Origin of the sequence: Methylovorus glucosotrophus, from assembly GCF_009858335.1 — a bacterium.
Taxonomy (GTDB): Bacteria; Pseudomonadota; Gammaproteobacteria; order Burkholderiales; family Methylophilaceae; genus Methylovorus; species Methylovorus glucosotrophus.
The window spans coordinates 479,348-496,439 of record NZ_VMSE01000002.1 but is presented as its reverse complement, the minus strand read 5'-3'; the positions used below and the strand labels follow the sequence as shown (position 1 = coordinate 496,439).

Annotated in this window: 14 protein-coding genes; 5 read left to right on the top strand and 9 right to left on the bottom strand. The window is 57.9% G+C overall.

Features of this window, described 5'->3' with window-relative positions; translation table 11 throughout:
- Window positions 1–77 precede the first annotated feature (77 nt).
- Both grxC and FNL37_RS13415 read right to left on the bottom strand, forming a co-directional pair.
- Complete coding sequence (grxC, locus tag FNL37_RS13420; protein ID WP_015829440.1) at window positions 78–341, bottom strand: glutaredoxin 3; 264 nt, start codon at window positions 339–341, stop codon at window positions 78–80.
- 3 nt (window positions 342–344) lie between these two features.
- Window positions 345–749 carry a rhodanese-like domain-containing protein gene (locus tag FNL37_RS13415; protein WP_013441382.1) on the bottom strand — a complete coding sequence of 135 codons (405 nt, stop codon included), beginning with the start codon at window positions 747–749 and terminating at the stop codon, window positions 345–347.
- A gap of 218 nt (window positions 750–967) precedes the next feature.
- Between FNL37_RS13415 and gpmI the strand changes: the two genes are divergently transcribed.
- Entirely contained in the window at window positions 968–2,524 is a 1,557-nt protein-coding gene (gene gpmI, locus FNL37_RS13410; protein WP_159356473.1) for a 2,3-bisphosphoglycerate-independent phosphoglycerate mutase, read from the top strand.
- Complete coding sequence (locus tag FNL37_RS13405; RefSeq protein WP_159356472.1) at window positions 2,517–3,782, top strand: murein hydrolase activator EnvC family protein; 1,266 nt, start codon at window positions 2,517–2,519, stop codon at window positions 3,780–3,782. The genes gpmI and FNL37_RS13405 overlap by 8 nt, the downstream gene beginning before the upstream one ends.
- Window positions 3,783–3,811: 29 nt before the next feature.
- Here FNL37_RS13405 and FNL37_RS13400 read toward each other — a convergent pair whose 3' ends face one another.
- The 6 genes from FNL37_RS13400 to FNL37_RS13375 form a co-directional block, all read right to left on the bottom strand.
- Window positions 3,812–5,023 carry a glycosyltransferase family 4 protein gene (locus tag FNL37_RS13400; RefSeq protein WP_159356471.1) on the bottom strand — a complete coding sequence of 404 codons (1,212 nt, stop codon included), beginning with the start codon at window positions 5,021–5,023 and terminating at the stop codon, window positions 3,812–3,814.
- Window positions 5,024–5,079: 56 nt separating this feature from the next.
- On the bottom strand, window positions 5,080–6,270 hold the full coding sequence (locus tag FNL37_RS13395; RefSeq protein WP_159356470.1) for an iron-containing alcohol dehydrogenase: 1,191 nt from the start codon (window positions 6,268–6,270) through the stop codon (window positions 5,080–5,082).
- Window positions 6,270–6,689, bottom strand: coding sequence for a secondary thiamine-phosphate synthase enzyme YjbQ (locus FNL37_RS13390; protein WP_159356469.1), 420 nt, complete (start codon window positions 6,687–6,689; stop codon window positions 6,270–6,272). Before FNL37_RS13390 ends, FNL37_RS13395 begins: the two co-directional genes overlap by 1 nt.
- A 97-nt stretch (window positions 6,690–6,786) precedes the next feature.
- Entirely contained in the window at window positions 6,787–7,305 is a 519-nt protein-coding gene (locus tag FNL37_RS13385) for a hypothetical protein (protein WP_244948304.1), read from the bottom strand.
- A gap of 93 nt (window positions 7,306–7,398) precedes the next feature.
- Window positions 7,399–8,343, bottom strand: coding sequence for a lytic transglycosylase domain-containing protein (locus FNL37_RS13380; RefSeq protein WP_244948303.1), 945 nt, complete (start codon window positions 8,341–8,343; stop codon window positions 7,399–7,401).
- Between the two features lie 187 nt (window positions 8,344–8,530).
- Window positions 8,531–8,926, bottom strand: a complete 396-nt coding sequence (locus FNL37_RS13375; protein WP_159356466.1) for a winged helix-turn-helix transcriptional regulator — start codon at window positions 8,924–8,926, stop codon at window positions 8,531–8,533.
- Window positions 8,927–9,018: 92 nt separating this feature from the next.
- Between FNL37_RS13375 and FNL37_RS13370 the strand changes: the two genes are divergently transcribed.
- Window positions 9,019–9,867 carry an SDR family oxidoreductase gene (locus tag FNL37_RS13370; RefSeq protein WP_159356465.1) on the top strand — a complete coding sequence of 283 codons (849 nt, stop codon included), beginning with the start codon at window positions 9,019–9,021 and terminating at the stop codon, window positions 9,865–9,867.
- Window positions 9,868–9,972: 105 nt separating this feature from the next.
- Here FNL37_RS13370 and clpB read toward each other — a convergent pair whose 3' ends face one another.
- The gene (gene clpB, locus FNL37_RS13365; RefSeq protein ID WP_015829432.1) at window positions 9,973–12,558 is read right to left on the bottom strand and encodes an ATP-dependent chaperone ClpB; all 2,586 of its coding nucleotides are present in this window, start codon (window positions 12,556–12,558) and stop codon (window positions 9,973–9,975) included.
- Window positions 12,559–12,858: 300 nt separating this feature from the next.
- Here clpB and FNL37_RS13360 point away from each other — a divergent pair, with 300 nt between their 5' ends.
- The gene (locus tag FNL37_RS13360) at window positions 12,859–15,813 is read left to right on the top strand and encodes an EAL domain-containing protein (protein ID WP_159356464.1); all 2,955 of its coding nucleotides are present in this window, start codon (window positions 12,859–12,861) and stop codon (window positions 15,811–15,813) included.
- Window positions 15,810–17,084 carry an HD-GYP domain-containing protein gene (locus tag FNL37_RS13355; RefSeq protein WP_159356463.1) on the top strand — a complete coding sequence of 425 codons (1,275 nt, stop codon included), beginning with the start codon at window positions 15,810–15,812 and terminating at the stop codon, window positions 17,082–17,084. Before FNL37_RS13360 ends, FNL37_RS13355 begins: the two co-directional genes overlap by 4 nt.
- Window positions 17,085–17,092 lie beyond the last annotated feature (8 nt).

Here is a 17,092-nt window from a genome sequence, read left to right as displayed (position 1 = left end):
GGCGCTCCCTTGTCCCTATCGTTAATGAATAATAAAAAGCGGGGCAGGCCCCGCATCTCTCATGCCATTCTAACTGCTTATGGCGTGTTTTTGAATAACAACGGATCGAGCCCGCCCTTGAGGTCCAGGGCGCGCAAATCGTCGAAGCCACCGACGTGAAAATCGTCGATGTAAATCTGTGGCACTGTCCGGCGTCCGGTGCGTGTCATCATGGTCTCGCGCTCGGCAGGGTCAAGGTCCACACGAATCTTCTCCACGGTAACGCCCTTGGCGTCCAGCAGCTGTTCGGCACGCATGCAATAAGGGCAATATGCCGTGGTATACATGGTGATTTTGGGCATGGCTTATCCCTTTACCAAAGGCAGCTTGGCCTGGGTCCAGGCATTCACGCCGCCATCCAGTTCATACACCTGGGTGAATTCATGTTTACGCAGCGTGGCAGCTGCCTTGCTGGACCGCACCCCACTCTGGCAATGCACGATCACCGGCTTTTCGCGAAACTTTTGCAGCTCCGCCAGCCGTTCATCCAGCTTGGCCAGCGGAATATGGCGGGCATCCTGCAGGTGTCCGGCGGCAAATTCGGCATCGTCGCGCACATCCAGCACAATGGCCTGGTTACGGTTAATCAGCAGCACCGCCTCGCTGGGGCTGACGCTCTTGGCGCCGCGTCGCAGCATGGGCCACAACAGCATGAGGCCAGAGCCGACAGCCAGGCCGATATAAATTGCGTTATTGATCAGAAATTTCAATGTGAAGCCCTCAAAAGAATAGCCCGAAAAATGCCTGCCGATTGTACCGAATTCCCAATGACATTGAATGACTATGCTGCCAATCGGCGGAATTTCAAGAGCGCAACCTCATCGTCAGCAACAAGGGCTGACCGCGCCTGACATTTACTTGCAGATTTATTGGCAAAAAATCTCTAAAATACAAGGCTCGTGTTCAATCAGCTGGAAAACAATCCCCAATGAAGGTCACCCCGGTCATACTGCTCATACTCGATGGTTTTGGTTATCGCGAAGAAATCAAGGACAACGCCATCGCCCAGGCCAACACCCCTAACTGGGATGCGCTATGGAGCCAATATCCGCACACGCTGATCAATGCTTCCGAGCACTATGTCGGTTTGCCAGACGGTCAGATGGGCAATTCGGAAGTCGGCCACCTCAACATTGGCGCAGGTCGCGTAGTGTTCCAGGAATTTGAACGCATCAACAATGCCATTGCCAGCGGCGAGTTTTATACCATGCCCGCCCTGGTCAATGCCGTACAGCAGGTCAAGCAGCAAGGCAAAGCCCTGCATATTTTTGGCCTGCTATCGGATGGCGGCGTACACAGCCATCAGGACCATATCCACGCCATGGTGCGCATGGCGGCACAACAGGGACTGGACCGCATCTACGTGCATGCCTTCCTTGATGGCCGCGATACGCCGCCCATCAGCGCCGGCCCCTACCTGCAAAAACTGGAAGCCGCACTTGCCGAGATTGGTGCAGGCACAGTCGCCTCGGTATGTGGTCGCTACTACGCCATGGACCGCGACAAGCGCTGGGAGCGCGTGGCTCCGGCCTACCGTCTGGTGACGGAAGGCATAGGCGAATTCACCGCCAGCTCGCCACAAGAAGCGCTGAGCGCCGCATATGCCCGCGGCGAGAACGACGAGTTCGTGAAAGCAACCGCCATCACTGCCCCCGGCAGCGCACCCTTGCGCATGGAAGATGGCGACATGGTGGTCTTTATGAACTTCCGCTCAGACCGTGCGCGTCAGCTGACCCACGCCCTGCTCTCCCCCGAATTCGATGGTTTTGAGCGTCATCACATCCCGCAATTCAGCGCCTACTTCACGCTGACCATGTACGACAAGAACGAAGTGCGTGCTGTGCCCATCTTCCCGCCTATGGAAGTGCGCAATACCTTTGGCGAATACCTGGCAAGCCAGGGCCTGACCCAGCTGCGTATCGCCGAAACCGAGAAATACCCGCACGTCACCTTCTTCTTTAATGGCGGCGAAGAACTGGTGTTCCCCGGCGAAGACCGCATTCTGGTGCCTTCCCCCAAGGTCGCCACCTATGACCTGCAACCGGAAATGAGCGCGTTTGAAGTCACCGACAAACTGGAAGCCGCTATCTTGAGCCGCCAGTACAGCGCGATTATCTGCAACTTTGCCAATTGCGACATGGTAGGCCACAGCGGCAAGCTGGATGCCGCCATCAAGGCGGTGGAGACGCTGGACACCTGCGTTGCCCGCGTGATCAAGGCCATGCAATCCATCGGTGGCGAAGTCATCGTCACCGCCGACCACGGCAATGTCGAGCAGATGCAGGATTACACCAATCACCAGCCACACACGCAGCACACTACCAATCTGGTACCTCTGCTGTATGTGGGTCGCGAGGCCACCATGTCGGCCACGGGTGCGCTGTCGGATATCGCACCCACCCTGCTCAAGATGATGGGGCTGCCGCAACCCGCGGAAATGACCGGGCACCCCCTCGTTCATTTCACCGCCCCGACGAATGCGTGATTACCTGCGTTTGTGGCCCGATGCATCTGCACTCGGGCTCGTCTTGCTGTGCGCGCTCAGCCTGGCTCCAGGCATCAGCGTGGCAGCGCCCAAGGTGGAAAAATCCAAGGCCGAGCTGAGCGAGCTGCATGACAAGATCGAATCGCTGAAAAAAGAACTCGACGACACCAAGGAAGCCCATGCCGACGCCAGCGATGCGCTGAAAGAGAGCGAGCAGGCTATCAGCAATACCAATCGCAAGCTGTACGAGCTGCAACAGCAGCAACAGCAGACGAGCACGCAATTACAAGCCCTGCAGCAACAGCAAAATGGCGTAGACAGCGAGCTGCAAAAGCAGCAGCGCATGCTTTCCTCGCAGCTTTACAAGCAATACCTGCACGGCCAGCCGGGATACACCCAGCTTTTTCTGCAACAGGAAAACCCAGCCGAGGCCGCGCGGCAATGGCAATACTATCGCTACGTTGCCCAGGCCCGCGCCGAGCTGATTTCCGGCATGCAGCGCAACCTGGACAAACTCACCCGGCTGAATGAAGAAACCGCTGCCAGCCTGCAAAAACTGACAGATCTGAAAGCCTCCCAGGAAGCAGAACGCGCAGCCTTGCAAGCGCAAAAAAATCAGCGCAACAAGGTGCTGCAGAGCCTGGCCGCCAAGATCAACAGTCAGCGCGGTCAGATCGACAAAATGAAGCGTGATGAGCAGCGCTTGTCGCAGCTGGTGGAAAAACTGGCGCGGCTGGCCGCCATGCCACCGAAACGCAAACCGCAGAAGCCTGCGGCCACAGACAAGGCTACTACCCCTTCATCGCCGCAAGTGATCGCGCGCAATGAAGACCTGCCGACCAATGCGTTTGAAGGCGGTAATTTTGCCGCGCTCAAAGGCAAACTGAATCTGCCCGTGCGTGGCGACATCACTAACCGCTTCGGCAGTTCGCGTGAGGATACCGGCGTCTCGTGGAAAGGCCTGTTCATCAAATCGGTCGAAGGTAGCGAAGTGAAGTCCGTCGCCAGCGGCCGCGTTGTGTTTGCCGACTGGCTGCGTGGCTTCGGCAATCTCATCATCGTGGACCACGGCAATAGCTATATGAGCCTGTATGGCAACAATCAGGCCTTGCTGAAGCAGGTGGGCGACACGGTCAAGGGCGGGGATACCATTGCATCGGTGGGCAACAGTGGTGGTAACGAGGCCTCCGGCTTGTACTTCGAGCTGCGTTACCAGAGCAAGCCGTTTGATCCTTTAAGCTGGAGCGTGGTGCGCTAGTCACTAGCCAGTCAGGCACACCCGGCAACTTAAAGCTGCGGCGTCAGACTGGGGCTGGCAACGCCTTCTGGAACATTCTGCGCAGGAATTTGCGCCTGCAAATACCCATCAAACAAACGGCACACACTTTGCCAGGAACACTGCGCCACCGCGCTCGCGGCCGCGCCGCCGTATTGCCGCATTAACGCAGGGTCAGCGACCAGCGCCGTCGCCGCCTGGATAAACCCGGCGCTATCGCCAAATGGCACCCTGACGCCATTCAGACCCGGCTGTATGAAGATTTCAGCCGCAGCATAGTCATACGCCACCACTGCCAGGCCGCTGGCCATGGCTTCGGTCAACACATTGCCAAAGGTTTCGGTCATGCTGGGGAACAGGAAAACATCGCCGGATGCATAGTGTTCCGCCAGCTCCTCGCCCGATTTTGCCCCGCAGAAAATATGCTGCGGATAGCGGCGCATCAGCTTGCGTGCCTCCGGACCACTGCCCACCCAGACCATGCGGGCGGTCGGATTCACTTTCTGTATGGCATCAAATGCCTTGATCACCAGCGCCAGATTCTTCTCCGCCGCCAGCCGACCAACATAGATCACCGCCAGATCATCCGGCGCCAGTCCCCACTCGGCGCGCAAGGCCGGGCTGCGGCGGGCAGGTGAAAACAGACTGCTATCCACACCGCGACCCAGCACCGCCACATTGCGATAGTTTTCCTGCAGCAGCATCTGGCGCAGGGTGTCGTTTGGCACCATGGTCAGCGCCGACTGATTGTGAAACTGACGCAGATGACGCGTCACCACGCCACGCAGCCAGCTCATGCCGTAGTGCTTGCAGTAGCGATGAAAGTTGGTATGAAAACTGGAGGTGACGGGGATACCCATATTGCGTGCCACCTTGAGGGCGGCCCAGCCCAGCGGACCTTCGGTGGCAATATGCACCACATCCGGCCGCTCTTTTTTCCAGGCCTGGCGCAGTTTTTCCACCATGGGCATGCCAAAGCGCAAACCGCTATAGCCAGGGATAGGCAAACCGGGCACCAGCATGTGACCAGCAGAATCTTCGCCATCCGACTTCTGGCGCGGCCGCACCAGCCGCACCTGCCAGCCAAGGTCTGAAATGCCCTGCACCAGCCGCGACAAGGTCATGGCTACACCATTGATTTCCGGCGGCCAGGTTTCCGTGACCAGTACCAGGCGCCGGGCTTGCCCGATGGCGGGACGCACTATTGTTGTTTGATCATCCATGCCGCCATGGTTGCCGGGGTAGATGACAAACGCATGACGTTACGATGAAGTGAATGTTATAAGCGGGCCTGCAAAATACCCGCCACCTCGTCATCGCTCAGCACGACGGGGTTGGTTTTCATGCTGCTGCCACGACAGTTGGCCACCACGCGAGGAATATCCGATGCCTGCATGCCCATGCTGGAGAGCACGGGCAATGCCATTTCACGGGTGAGGAATTCCAGCCGCTCGACCAGGGCATGCAGGCCATCGACCTCAGCAAGCCGCATATCATTCGCCAGCACTTTACCCACATGGGCATACCGCCAGAGAAAGTCGCTGCCCGGAGCCCGCTCTTGCAAACAGGCGATATTGACGCGCGTGCATTCCGCCACCAGCGTGCCGCAAACCACGCCATGCGGCATCGGGAAAAATGCCCCTAGCGGTGCCGCCAATCCATGCACCGAACCCAGCCCCACCTGCGCCAGGGTAATGCCGGATAACAGGGCGGCATACGCCATATTGCTACGATGGCTCGCCAGATCGCCCTCGCCACGAAACCATGGCAACAAGCTGTCGCGCACCGCCCGCAGGCCAGACATGGCCAAGGCATCGGTGAGCGGGTTGGCGCGGGTAGAAACATACGACTCCAGCAATTGCGTCAGGGCATCCATGCCATTGGCCGCGATCAGGGAAGGCAGGCAGGACGCCAACAGATCGGGGTCTATCACGGCATAGTTCGCCACCAGCCGCTCGTGCCGGAATGACTTCTTGTAACCACCTTCGCCATGTTGCGAAAGCACGGCGTTGCGGGTGGCTTCCGAGCCCGTGCCTGCTGTCGTGGGAACGGCAATGAACGGGACTTCCGGGCCGCGATAAGGCAATTCCGGCCCGACGCCTTCCAGAAAATCCATCACGCTATTGGGGATGCGCAGCAACCCCGCCACCGCTTTGGCGGCATCCAGCACACTGCCGCCGCCTATGCCAATGACGACTTCAATGCCTGCAGCACGATATTGGCTTGCCAGCGCATCGGCCAGTTGCGGCGAGGGCTCGCCATCAACCACGGCATGCTCAAAGGACAAGCCGGCATGGCGCAATGCGGTTTGCAGCACCGGCCAATCATCGCTCGCGGTAAACGAGCGCGCACCGGTAAGGATGAGGATGCGTGAGCCGAACTCAGCCGCCAATGCAGGCAATTGGTGCCGGGTGCCCGCACCAAACACGATGCGCGGCATCTGGCCAAAATTGAACGCGGGAATCTGCATTACTCGCCTATCGCGTGCAACAGCACTTTGCGCGTATGCGACATGCGGCGATGCTCATACAGAAAGATGCCTTGCCAGGTACCGAGCGCGAGCGCGCCGTTGAGGATGGGAATGGAGATACTGGTCTGTGTCAGCGCACTGCGGACGTGAGCCGGCATATCATCCGGCCCTTCGGCGGTGTGAATGAATAATGGATCGCCCTCAGGCACGAGGCGGGCAAAAAAGGCTTCCATGTCCACCAGCACATCGCTGTCGTAATTTTCATTCACCAGAATACTGGCCGAGGTGTGCTGAATATAAAGCGTGAGCAAGCCGGACTGCAGGCCGGTATCGGCGACCCAGTCGGTGACTTGCGGGGTGATGTCATACAGGCGCTTGCCCTGCGTGCGCACGGTGATGTGCGTGGATGATTGTTGCATCTGCTTCTCCCATGAGATCAAGCAGAATTATAAGCCGGACAAGACGTACACAGGGCAATGCGGCTGCGCTGTGTTCATCCTGCCCGGCTAGCAAGGATTACCAGCCGTAACCGTACCGGAAACTCGGGCCGTAGAAAGGACGACGCCAGTAAGGGCCGGGGCCGTAGCTATAGCCCCACCAAGGGTCATAGTAGGGTTGATAACGCAGCTGGTATTCGCGGCGCAAACGTTCCTGTTCTTCGCGCTTGGCTTTTTCACGCTTGTTGATTTCATCGGCAAAGCCTTCGCGCAAGGCGGCTTCACGGGTTTGGTAAATATAGTCCAGCACCTTGGGGCTGACGCCCTGCTTGCTCAGCTCCACCGATTGCGAGGGCGTAAGGTCATACTGCGAATTGCTGGCCTTGATTTTGGCGATCAGCTCATCAGGCGGGGTCGTTTTGGAAAGCTGCACCAGCTCTTCCAGACTGATATTCGGCACCGGCTTCGGCATCAGGCGTTCCAGCTCCTCGGGGGAAATCCGCTTGACCTGCGGTTCCTGCTGGCCGGTGGTAGCGCACGCTGCCAGCAGCATTAACATACTGGCCAGCCAGAGCTGTTTGATTGTTTGCACGTTCATCTCCAGAACAATTAGTGATTGGTGTTTCGACTGCCCGGCGATTCAAAAATTCATCGCCAACGCACGGGCTTGTGAAATGTTTCAGCGCCGATATTACCCCTGCTTCATGATCACGCGCGTAGGGTCCACCACGCGCTCGTCATAGGGATGATGCAGGCGCGGGTATAACTCCATTACTCGCTTTACGTAAGCACGGGTTTCGGCATAGGGCGGAACGCCACGATAGCGATCCACTGCACGCTCCCCCGCATTGTAGCCAGCCACCGCCAGACGCACATCGCCCTTGAAGTAAGCCAGCAACCAGCGCATGTAGGCAATGCCGCCACGTATATTCTGGCTGGCATCGTAAGCGTTACGCACATTGAAACGCTCGGCAGTATCGGGGATCAGCTGCATCAGCCCCATGGCCTCCTTGGAAGAGCGGGCAGACAGCTTGAAATTGGATTCCACGGCAATAATCGACAGTATCAGCTTGGGGTCCACCTGATGCCAGCGCGCCAGGGTATCCACCAAGCCCACCAGCCAGCGCTTGTTGGCAGGCAGGCTGGCAATGTGCTGTTCGATACGGGCGGCATCACTGCCGGCATCACTGCCGGCGTAACTGTCCAACGGCGCTTTGTCCGGCGCGACATCGGCCAATACACAGGGAGGCAATTCACTGGAGGTAAGCGCAATCGTCTCCAGCATGCGTTGCGCCTGAAAATGCCCCTGGCTCGATGCCAGAGTGAATAGCGAGGCGCCCAGCGCCTGGCTCTGCGGCACACCCTTGCCAAAGGCATACAGCATGCCGAGCCGATATTGCGCCTCGGCACTGCCCATGCGCGAGGCCTGGCAATACAACCGAGCAGCCTGCCATTCACCTTCCACCTCGTCCAGACTGGTTTCAAGGCGGCTGGCATCCTGCAGCAGCTGGCGAATGACGGGCGGCTCATTATCCAGAATGTCGTCCATTGCGCGCGCCTGCTGCGTCTGGCTGGCAGACGACGCACTTTCAGCGGCCATGGCGATGCCAGCGGGCAAGCTGCTGAAACCTAGCATCCACACCAAGATCATCGGGAATTTACCCATGCCTGATTTACGTTACCCCATCATGATTTGAACAGTACATCCGCCAACACCAATGCGCCGCATGCTCTACTTGAACGGCTTGCCAACGCAAGTCTTGAGTGCGCCTCAAGGCTTGCAGCATTCTACGCCATTGCCATGCATAAAGGCCGGCATCGCGCTATGCATCGGCTTGTTGTGCGGCCAGGATATTCGGCAATTTTTCCTGTATCCAGTCGGCCAGCGCTTCCACGCGCAAGCCCACCTCCTGCCCCAGCGGGGTCAGGCTGTATTCCACATGCGGCGGCACCACCGGGTAAGAGGTGCGCAACACAAAGCCATCCTGCTCCAGCCATTGCAGGGTTTGCGCCAGCATGCGCTCGCTGACGCCGCCTATTTTGCGGCGCAAATCGCTGAAGCGATGCGTACCGCCCAGCAAGGCCACCAGCACCAGCACACCCCAGCGACTGGTGACATGCTTCAGCACCTCGCGCGAGGGGCATTGCGCGGCAAACACGTTGCCACGCTCCATCAATGCGGCAAGCGATTCGTCCTGTCGTGTTTCCTGATTCACCATGCTGACACTTACCTTTCTGTAAGTACTTACTAAAAGTTAGCTTGTTTGTTATTGTGCCTTTTCTTTGATTTCAAGCCAACAGGAGTTTTACCATGATCGTGATTACCGGAGCTTCCGGCCAACTCGGCCGACTGGTTATTGAGGAGCTGTTAACCTCGGTACCTGCCAACCAGATTATTGCCGCCGTCCGCACCCCCGCCAAGGTGGCCGACCTCGCCGCCCGCGGCGTCGTTGTGCGTCAAGCAGACTATACCCAACCAGCAACGCTGGATGCCGCCTTTGCCGGTGCCACCCAGATTCTGCTGATTTCATCCAGCGAAGTCGGCCAGCGCCTGCCGCAACACCAGAATGTGATTGCCGCCGCCAAGCGCGCCAATGTCAGCCTGCTGGCCTACACCAGCCTGCTGCACGCCGACACTTCTCCGCTGGGCCTCGCCGCCGAGCACGTGGCCACCGAACAGGCGCTCAAGGCCTCCGGCTTGCCATATGCGATTTTGCGTAATGGCTGGTATACCGAAAACTACACCGCCAGCATTCCACCTGCGCTGCAATACGGCGTGCTGCTGGGCAGCGCAGGCGACGGCAAAATCGCCTCGGCTACGCGCAGTGATTACGCCGCAGCGGCCGCCGCTGTATTACGCACACCCAACCAGGCTGGCAAGGTTTACGAACTCGCAGGCGATACGGCATATACCCTGACGGAATTTGCCGCCGAGCTGACACGCCTTTCAGGCAAGGCCATCGCGTATGAGAACCTGCCTCAGGCCGACTATGCCAAAGCGCTGCTGGATGCCGGACTGCCCGACTTTCTCGCCGATCTGCTGGCAGATTCGGATACGGGTGCCTCCAAGGGTGCGCTGTTTGATGACAGCCATCAGCTGAGCCAGCTGATCGGTCGACCAACGACGCCACTGGCGACTGCTATCGCTGCCGCGCTGTAATTCGCCTGAACATAGCGCGCAAGAAAAAAGCCGACATGACGTCGGCTTTTTTCGTTCTACTGCCTGCGGTTCAACTCACCGTTGCAAACCCACGGTTTATCGCACTCAGGCCTTGCTGAACAACATCTTGCCACCCTTGTACTCGACCTTGATCGTATCCTTGGCGGCAAAATTGCCACTGAGGATTTCCCGCGCCAGCGGATTCTCGATCTCGGACTGGATGGCACGCTTGAGCGGACGGGCACCATACACCGGATCAAAGCCAGCAGCGGCAATCTCTGCCAGCGCAGACGGTGTGACTTCCAACTGCATGTCCATTGCATTCAGGCGTTTTGCCAGGCTTTGCAACTGGATGCCGGCAATCGACTTCACATGCGCTTCACCCAGGGAGTGGAACACCACCACTTCATCGATACGGTTGATGAACTCCGGACGGAAATGGGTTTTGACTTCGCCCATCACCGCCAGCTTCACCACCTGATAATCGTCGCCGCTCATGCTCTGTATCATCTGGCTGCCCAGATTGGAGGTCATGATGATGACGGTATTCTTGAAGTCGACAGTACGGCCCTGGCCATCGGTCAGGCGACCATCGTCCAGCACCTGCAGCAGCACATTGAATACATCCGGGTGCGCCTTTTCCACCTCATCCAGCAGGATCACGCTATAAGGTTTGCGCCGCACCGCCTCGGTCAGCGTGCCACCTTCTTCGTAGCCCACATAGCCGGGAGGCGCGCCAATCAGGCGCGATACCGAATGCTTCTCCATGAACTCGCTCATGTCGATGCGCACCAGATGCTCTTCCGAATCAAACAGGAAGTTGGCAAGCGCCTTGCATAGCTCGGTCTTGCCGACGCCCGTCGGGCCCAGGAACAGGAATGAGCCATAAGGCCGGTTCGGGTCCGACAAACCAGAGCGAGAGCGGCGGATGGCATCGGCCACCAGTCGCACGGCCTCATCCTGGCCGACCACGCGCTCGTGCAGCTTGTCTTCCATGGTCAGCAATTTGTCGCGCTCACCCTGCAGCATCTTGGACACGGGGATCCCGGTCGCACGGCTCACCACCTCGGCAATTTCCTCGGCGCCTACCTGGGTGCGTAGCAGGCGGTTTTTCACCGGCACGCCATTCAATTCTTCGGACGCCGCCTTGTTGAGCTGAGCTTCCAGCTGCGGCAACTTGCCGTACTGCATTTCCGACACACGCTGCCAGTCGCCTTCGCGCTTGGCTTCTTCCATCTGCTGCTTCAGCTTTTCAATGGCTTCCTTGATATGGGCCGAGCCTTGGACCTGGGCTTTTTCCGATTTCCAGATATCGTCCAGATCGGCATATTCCCGCTCCAGGCGCTTGATCTCGTCTTCAATCAGGTCAAAGCGTTTTTGCGAAGCTTCGTCCTTTTCCTTGCGCACGGCTTCGCGCTCAATCTTGAGCTGAATCAGGCGGCGGTCCAGTTTGTCCATCACCTCCGGCTTGGAGTCGATTTCCATCTTGATGCGCGAGGCCGCTTCGTCGATCAGGTCAATCGCCTTGTCTGGCAAAAAGCGGTCGGTGATGTAGCGCTGCGAGAGTTCAGCCGCCGCCACAATCGCCGGATCGGTAATCTCCACGCCGTGGTGCAGCTCGTATTTCTCCTGCAGGCCGCGCAAGATGGCAATGGTCGCCTCCACACTGGGCTCATCCACCAGCACCTTCTGGAAACGACGCTCCAGCGCGGCATCTTTTTCTATGTACTGGCGATATTCGTCCAGCGTGGTGGCGCCCACGCAGTGCAGTTCACCGCGTGCCAGCGCAGGCTTCAGCATATTGCCGGCATCCATGGCGCCATCGGCCTTGCCCGCACCAACCATGGTGTGGATTTCATCAATAAAGACGATGGTCTGGCCTTCATCCTGTGCCAGCTCTTTCAGCACGGATTTCAGGCGCTCTTCAAAATCGCCGCGGTATTTGGCGCCTGCCAGTAATGCCGCCATATCCAGCGACAGCACGCGCTTGTTCTTCAGCGATTCCGGCACCTCGCCATTCACAATGCGCTGTGCCAGGCCTTCTACAATGGCGGTTTTACCCACGCCAGGCTCGCCGATCAGCACCGGGTTGTTTTTGGTGCGGCGTTGCAGCACCTGAATCGCACGGCGGATTTCATCGTCACGCCCGATCACCGGATCCAGTTTGCCAGCGCGCGCACGCTCGGTCAGGTCCATGGTGTATTTCTTCAGCGCCTCGCGATTGCCTTCCGACTCCTGGCTATTCACCTGATCCCCACCGCGCACGGCGTTGATAGCCGCTTCCAGCGCGGATTTATTGAGTCCGGCCTGTTTCAGCAGTTTGCCGGTGTCACCCTTGTCCTCGGCCAGCGCCAGCAAAAACATCTCACTGGCGATATAGGCATCGCCGCGTTTTTGCGCGTGCTTGTCGGTCAGGTTCAAGAGATTGTTCAGCTCACGCGACACGGTCACTTCGCCCGTGCTTTCTTCCATCTTGGGCAAGCTCTCGATGGCTTTTTGCAAACTGCCTTTCAGGTTGCCAGTATTGACCCCTGCCCGGGACAGTAGCGACAGGGTGCCGCCATCTTCCTGATTGATCAGCGCTGCCAACAAGTGTTGCGCTTCTATGCTGGGATTATCGTTGCCGACAGCCAGACTTTGCGCATCGCTCAGGGCTTGCTGAAATTTGGTTGTCAGCTTGTCTATACGCATTTCCTGCTCCTCGTCATGTATTTTGAATACCCTATAGATGGGAGGGTTTTTCCATATTTCAAGTTTTACCTGCACCCGGCCGATATATCCTTAAGCATAAAAGGTTTTCATCTGACAGACCTCGTGGTAACTTAGCGCCATAAGCTTCATGAGAATTCGACATTTAGGGCCTTAACGGCTTGATTAAAAATGAATGTCATGCAGCAAACTTAGACCAATCCGGGGGAAGAAGTATGTCTGTATTACGCGCCGCCGTGCAGCGGGCCAGCCTGTCATGATCTCGATTTACGTATCTCTGGTATGGCACTGACCGCACAGACAGAGTCCGATCTGATTCATCAGCTACTCCACGCCATGGATGGAGTCGCTGTTATTGCTTTTGATGCCAAGCTGCATATTCGCTACGCCAGCCCATACGCCCTCCAGATTCTCAGCCTCAAATCCCCGTCGCGCGCCAAACTTCCTGCCAGCATAGGTCAGCGCGTGCTGGCCGAGCTACAGAAAAACAATCTCAAATTCACCCTGCAGCATGCCGTGGGCAATGCGCTCAAAAGTTTTTGTGTGCAGATCGCAACGCTGGAGCCAGCGACCGCAGGCGCCGACTATGTGCTTTACATGCAGGATGTCACCGAACGCTTTGCCAGCGAATACGAGCTGCGCAGCATGCTCAATCTGCTGCGCAAGCTGATTGATGCCAGCCCCGACTACATCTGCCTGAAAGATGGTGCGGGCCGCTGGCTGCATGCCAATACCAGCGGGCTTTCGCTGCTGCATCTCAACGGCGTCAACACCCAGGGCAAGACCGACCGTGAACTGGCCGATCTCACGCACCCCAATCTGCGTGACTTCATGCAGCACTGGCAGGCGGCGGATGAATATGTCTGGGAAACCGGCCAGCTGCTGCGGGAAGAAGAAACCGTACCGCTGCCCGGCGGTGACCGGGTGCTGGATGTGATCAAGGTGCCACTGTTTCATGATGACGGCAGTCGCCATGGCATTGTCACCCTGGGGCGCGACATCACCGACCGCAAGCAGGTGGAGAGCCAGCTGCGACAGCGCAGCGCCATCCTCGATGCGCTGATCTCCTGCGACTGGCTGCTGCACTCCTCGGAATCCTGGCAAAAAGTCGCCGTCGGCGTGCTGGAACTGCTGGGGCTGGCTTCCCATGCCAGCCGGGCAGCCTTGCTGAAAAACAGCAGCGATATCGAAGCCGAAGCGCCTATTTCCGAACTGCTGCATCACTGGAATGCGCCTGGCTTCAAGCCACTGAGCGATGGTTACCACTGCATTGATTATCTGCGCGATGGTTGCAGCCGCTGGCTCAACATCCTGCAACAGGGCAGCCCGATTTTTGGCAATGCCGATGACTTCCCGCCTGACGAACGCCGCTTTCTGCTGAATCACGATAGCCAGTCTTTCGTCATCATCCCGATTTTCGTGCATGCCCACTGGTGGGGTGTGATCATGATAGAACGCGATCATGCGGCCTCGACCGTCACCTCGCAGGAGCTGGGGGCGCTGATGTCCATCGGCCGCTCCTTCGGCGTGGCGATTCAGCGCGAATCTTCCGACCACCGCTTGCATCAGGCCAAGATCGCCTTTGAAAGCACGGCTGAAGGCATTTTCATCACCGATGATGAGCTGCGCACCATCGCCATCAACCAGGGCTTTACCGACATCACCGGCTATACCGAGGATGATGTGCTGGGGAATATCCCCAATGTGCTGGAAGCCGACCTGAAAAAACCCGAGCCGCACCGCGAGATATGGAAAGCCCTGACGCGCGAAGGCCGCTGGCGTGGCGAATTCTGGAACCAGCGCAAGAACAACGAACAATATGCCGAATGGGTGACGCTCACCGCCGTTAACAATGAGGAAGGCAAGGTGATCAACTATGTGGGCGTGTTTGCCGACATCAGTGAAATCAAGCATTCGCAAAGCCGGCTCAATGAGCTGGTGAATCGCGATCCGCTCACCGGCCTGCCCAACCGCCGCCTGATGCATGAGCTGCTGGACCATGCCATCAAATATGCCGAGCGCGAGCAGAACGAGATTGCCCTGCTGTTTGTCGATCTGGATCGCTTCAAGGCGATCAACGATACTCTGGGCCATCAGATGGGTGACAAGCTGCTGTTTGAGGTGTCGCAACGCATACGCGCTGCGGTGCGCGACAGCGATGCGGTCGCCCGGCTGGGCGGCGATGAATTTATTGTGATGATGGATGTGCTGCGCGAACGCGAAGATGCCGCCAAGGTCGCCAAGAAGATCATCAGCAGCCTGCAGAATGAATTCCTGATTGATGGCCGCGAGCTGTTCATCAGCGCCAGCGTCGGCATTTCGGTTTACCCGGACGACAGCCTGGATGTGGATGGCCTGATCAAGGCTGCCGACATCGCCATGTATCAGGTGAAAAACAAGGGCAAGAACAACCATTGCTTCTACTCCGCCGACCTGAGCCAGAACGCGGTGGAACGCTTTACCCTGGAAAACCAGCTGCGCCGCGCGCTGGCACGGGATCAGTTTGAAGTGTATTACCAGGCCCAGGTCTCGCTGGAAACCGGCCGCATTATCGGCGCCGAGTCGCTGATCCGCTGGATACACCCGGAGCTGGGTGTGGTATCGCCCGCCAAGTTCATCCCGCTGGCGGAAGAAACCGGGCTAATCATCCCCATCGGCGAATGGGTGCTGCGGCAATCGGCCATGCAGGTGAAGGAGTGGCACGACCAGGGATTTGATATCGACTGGGTGTCGGTCAATGTCTCCGGCGTGCAGATACAGCGCAGCAATTTTGCCGATACCGTGTACGGCATTCTGGTGGAAACCGATTGCGAATCGCATCTGCTGGAGCTGGAGATTACCGAGAGCACCGTCATGCACAACACGGAGTATGTGATTGATGTGTTTGATCGCATCAAGCATCTGGGGGTGCGGCTGGCGATTGACGACTTTGGCACGGGCTATTCGTCGCTCTCCCACCTCAAGCGTTTGCCGCTGGACAAGATCAAGATTGACCAGTCGTTTGTGCGCGACCTGCCCAATAACAGCGATGACGCGGCCATTGCCACCGCCATCAATGCCATGGCGCAGAGCCTGGGCTTTACCGTGATTGCCGAGGGGGTAGAAACACGGCAACAGGCGAGCTTTTTAAAGAAAATAGGGTGCCAGCAGGGTCAGGGCTATCTGTACAGCCGCCCGATCACTGCCAGCGAATTCACTGCGCTCTTGCGAGCAGAACAACTCAACAATAAAAAATGAACCCGCAACAAAATCACTTTATCGATGTTAACCAGCTGAGGGTCGGACTGTATGTCCACCTGGATCTCGGCTGGATGGACCACCCCTTCACCTTCAGCAACTTCAAGCTCAAGGATGAAGAGCAGATCGCCACCATCAAAAAGGTTGGCCTCAAACGCCTGCGTTACGACCCCAACCGCAGTGATTGCGACCCCCTGCCCATGCCAGAGCCCATCCTCTCGCCGCGAGGGCCGCTGGTGGAGCCGCCCATGGAGCCTGTTTCCCATGACAGGCATCAGCCAGACCCGGGCTTGCGCCTGCAAGAACTGCAACATGCGCTGGATGAAAGCGAAAAGAAATTCCTGGCAGCCGCCAATGTGGCCAAGCAGGTGACGCGCAATATCCTGACGCAAACCCAGACCTCCCTGCAGCAGGCCAACACCTTGATAGAAGGCATGGTGGACTCGGTGCTGGGCGAGAGCGACATCGCGATTTATGCCATGAGCGGCAACCGCTCGGGGGATGAGCATTTCAACCACCCGCTGAATGTAACGACGCTGGCGCTGATGCTGTCCAAATCCATGGACATGTCGGAAGAACTTGCCCGCACCCTGGGCCTGGCTGCACTGTTTCATGACATCGGCAAGATCGAGATTCCCAACCGCCTGCTGATGAAAACCGAGCCGCTAACCAAGGCCGAGCAATCCTTCATGGAGCAGCATAGTGAAATTGGCGCGCGCATTGCCAAACAGTGCGGCATGTCGGCCGAAGTAGTCGAGCTGATCCTGCATCATCACGAATATGCCGACGGCAGCGGCTATCCCAAGCGCCTGAAGATGAACGACATATCGCTGCTGGCGCGCCTGCTGGCCATCGTCAATGTCTACGACAACTTGTGCAACCCGGCGCTGACAAACAAAGCCCTCACCCCGTATGAAGCACTGGCCTATATGTTTGCCCACCAGCGCAGCAAGTTCGATGAAAGCCTGCTGAAGCGCCTGATCAAATGCCTGGGTGTGTATCCGCCAGGCAGCGTGGTGCAGCTTTCCACCGGCCTGCATGGCATTGTGGTGTCAGTCAACATGGACAAGCCGCTGCGCCCCTTTGTCATGGTGCATGACCCGGCTTCATCGACTGAAGAAAGCCAGCTGATCGACCTGCGCGACGACCCCAGCATAAATATCAGCCTCTGCCTCAAGCCTTCGCAGTTACCAGAGGACGCGATGCACTTCCTCAAACCGCGCAAGCGCCTGAGTTATTTCATCAGCAAGGATAACCAGATCGCAAGTTAACCCTGCGC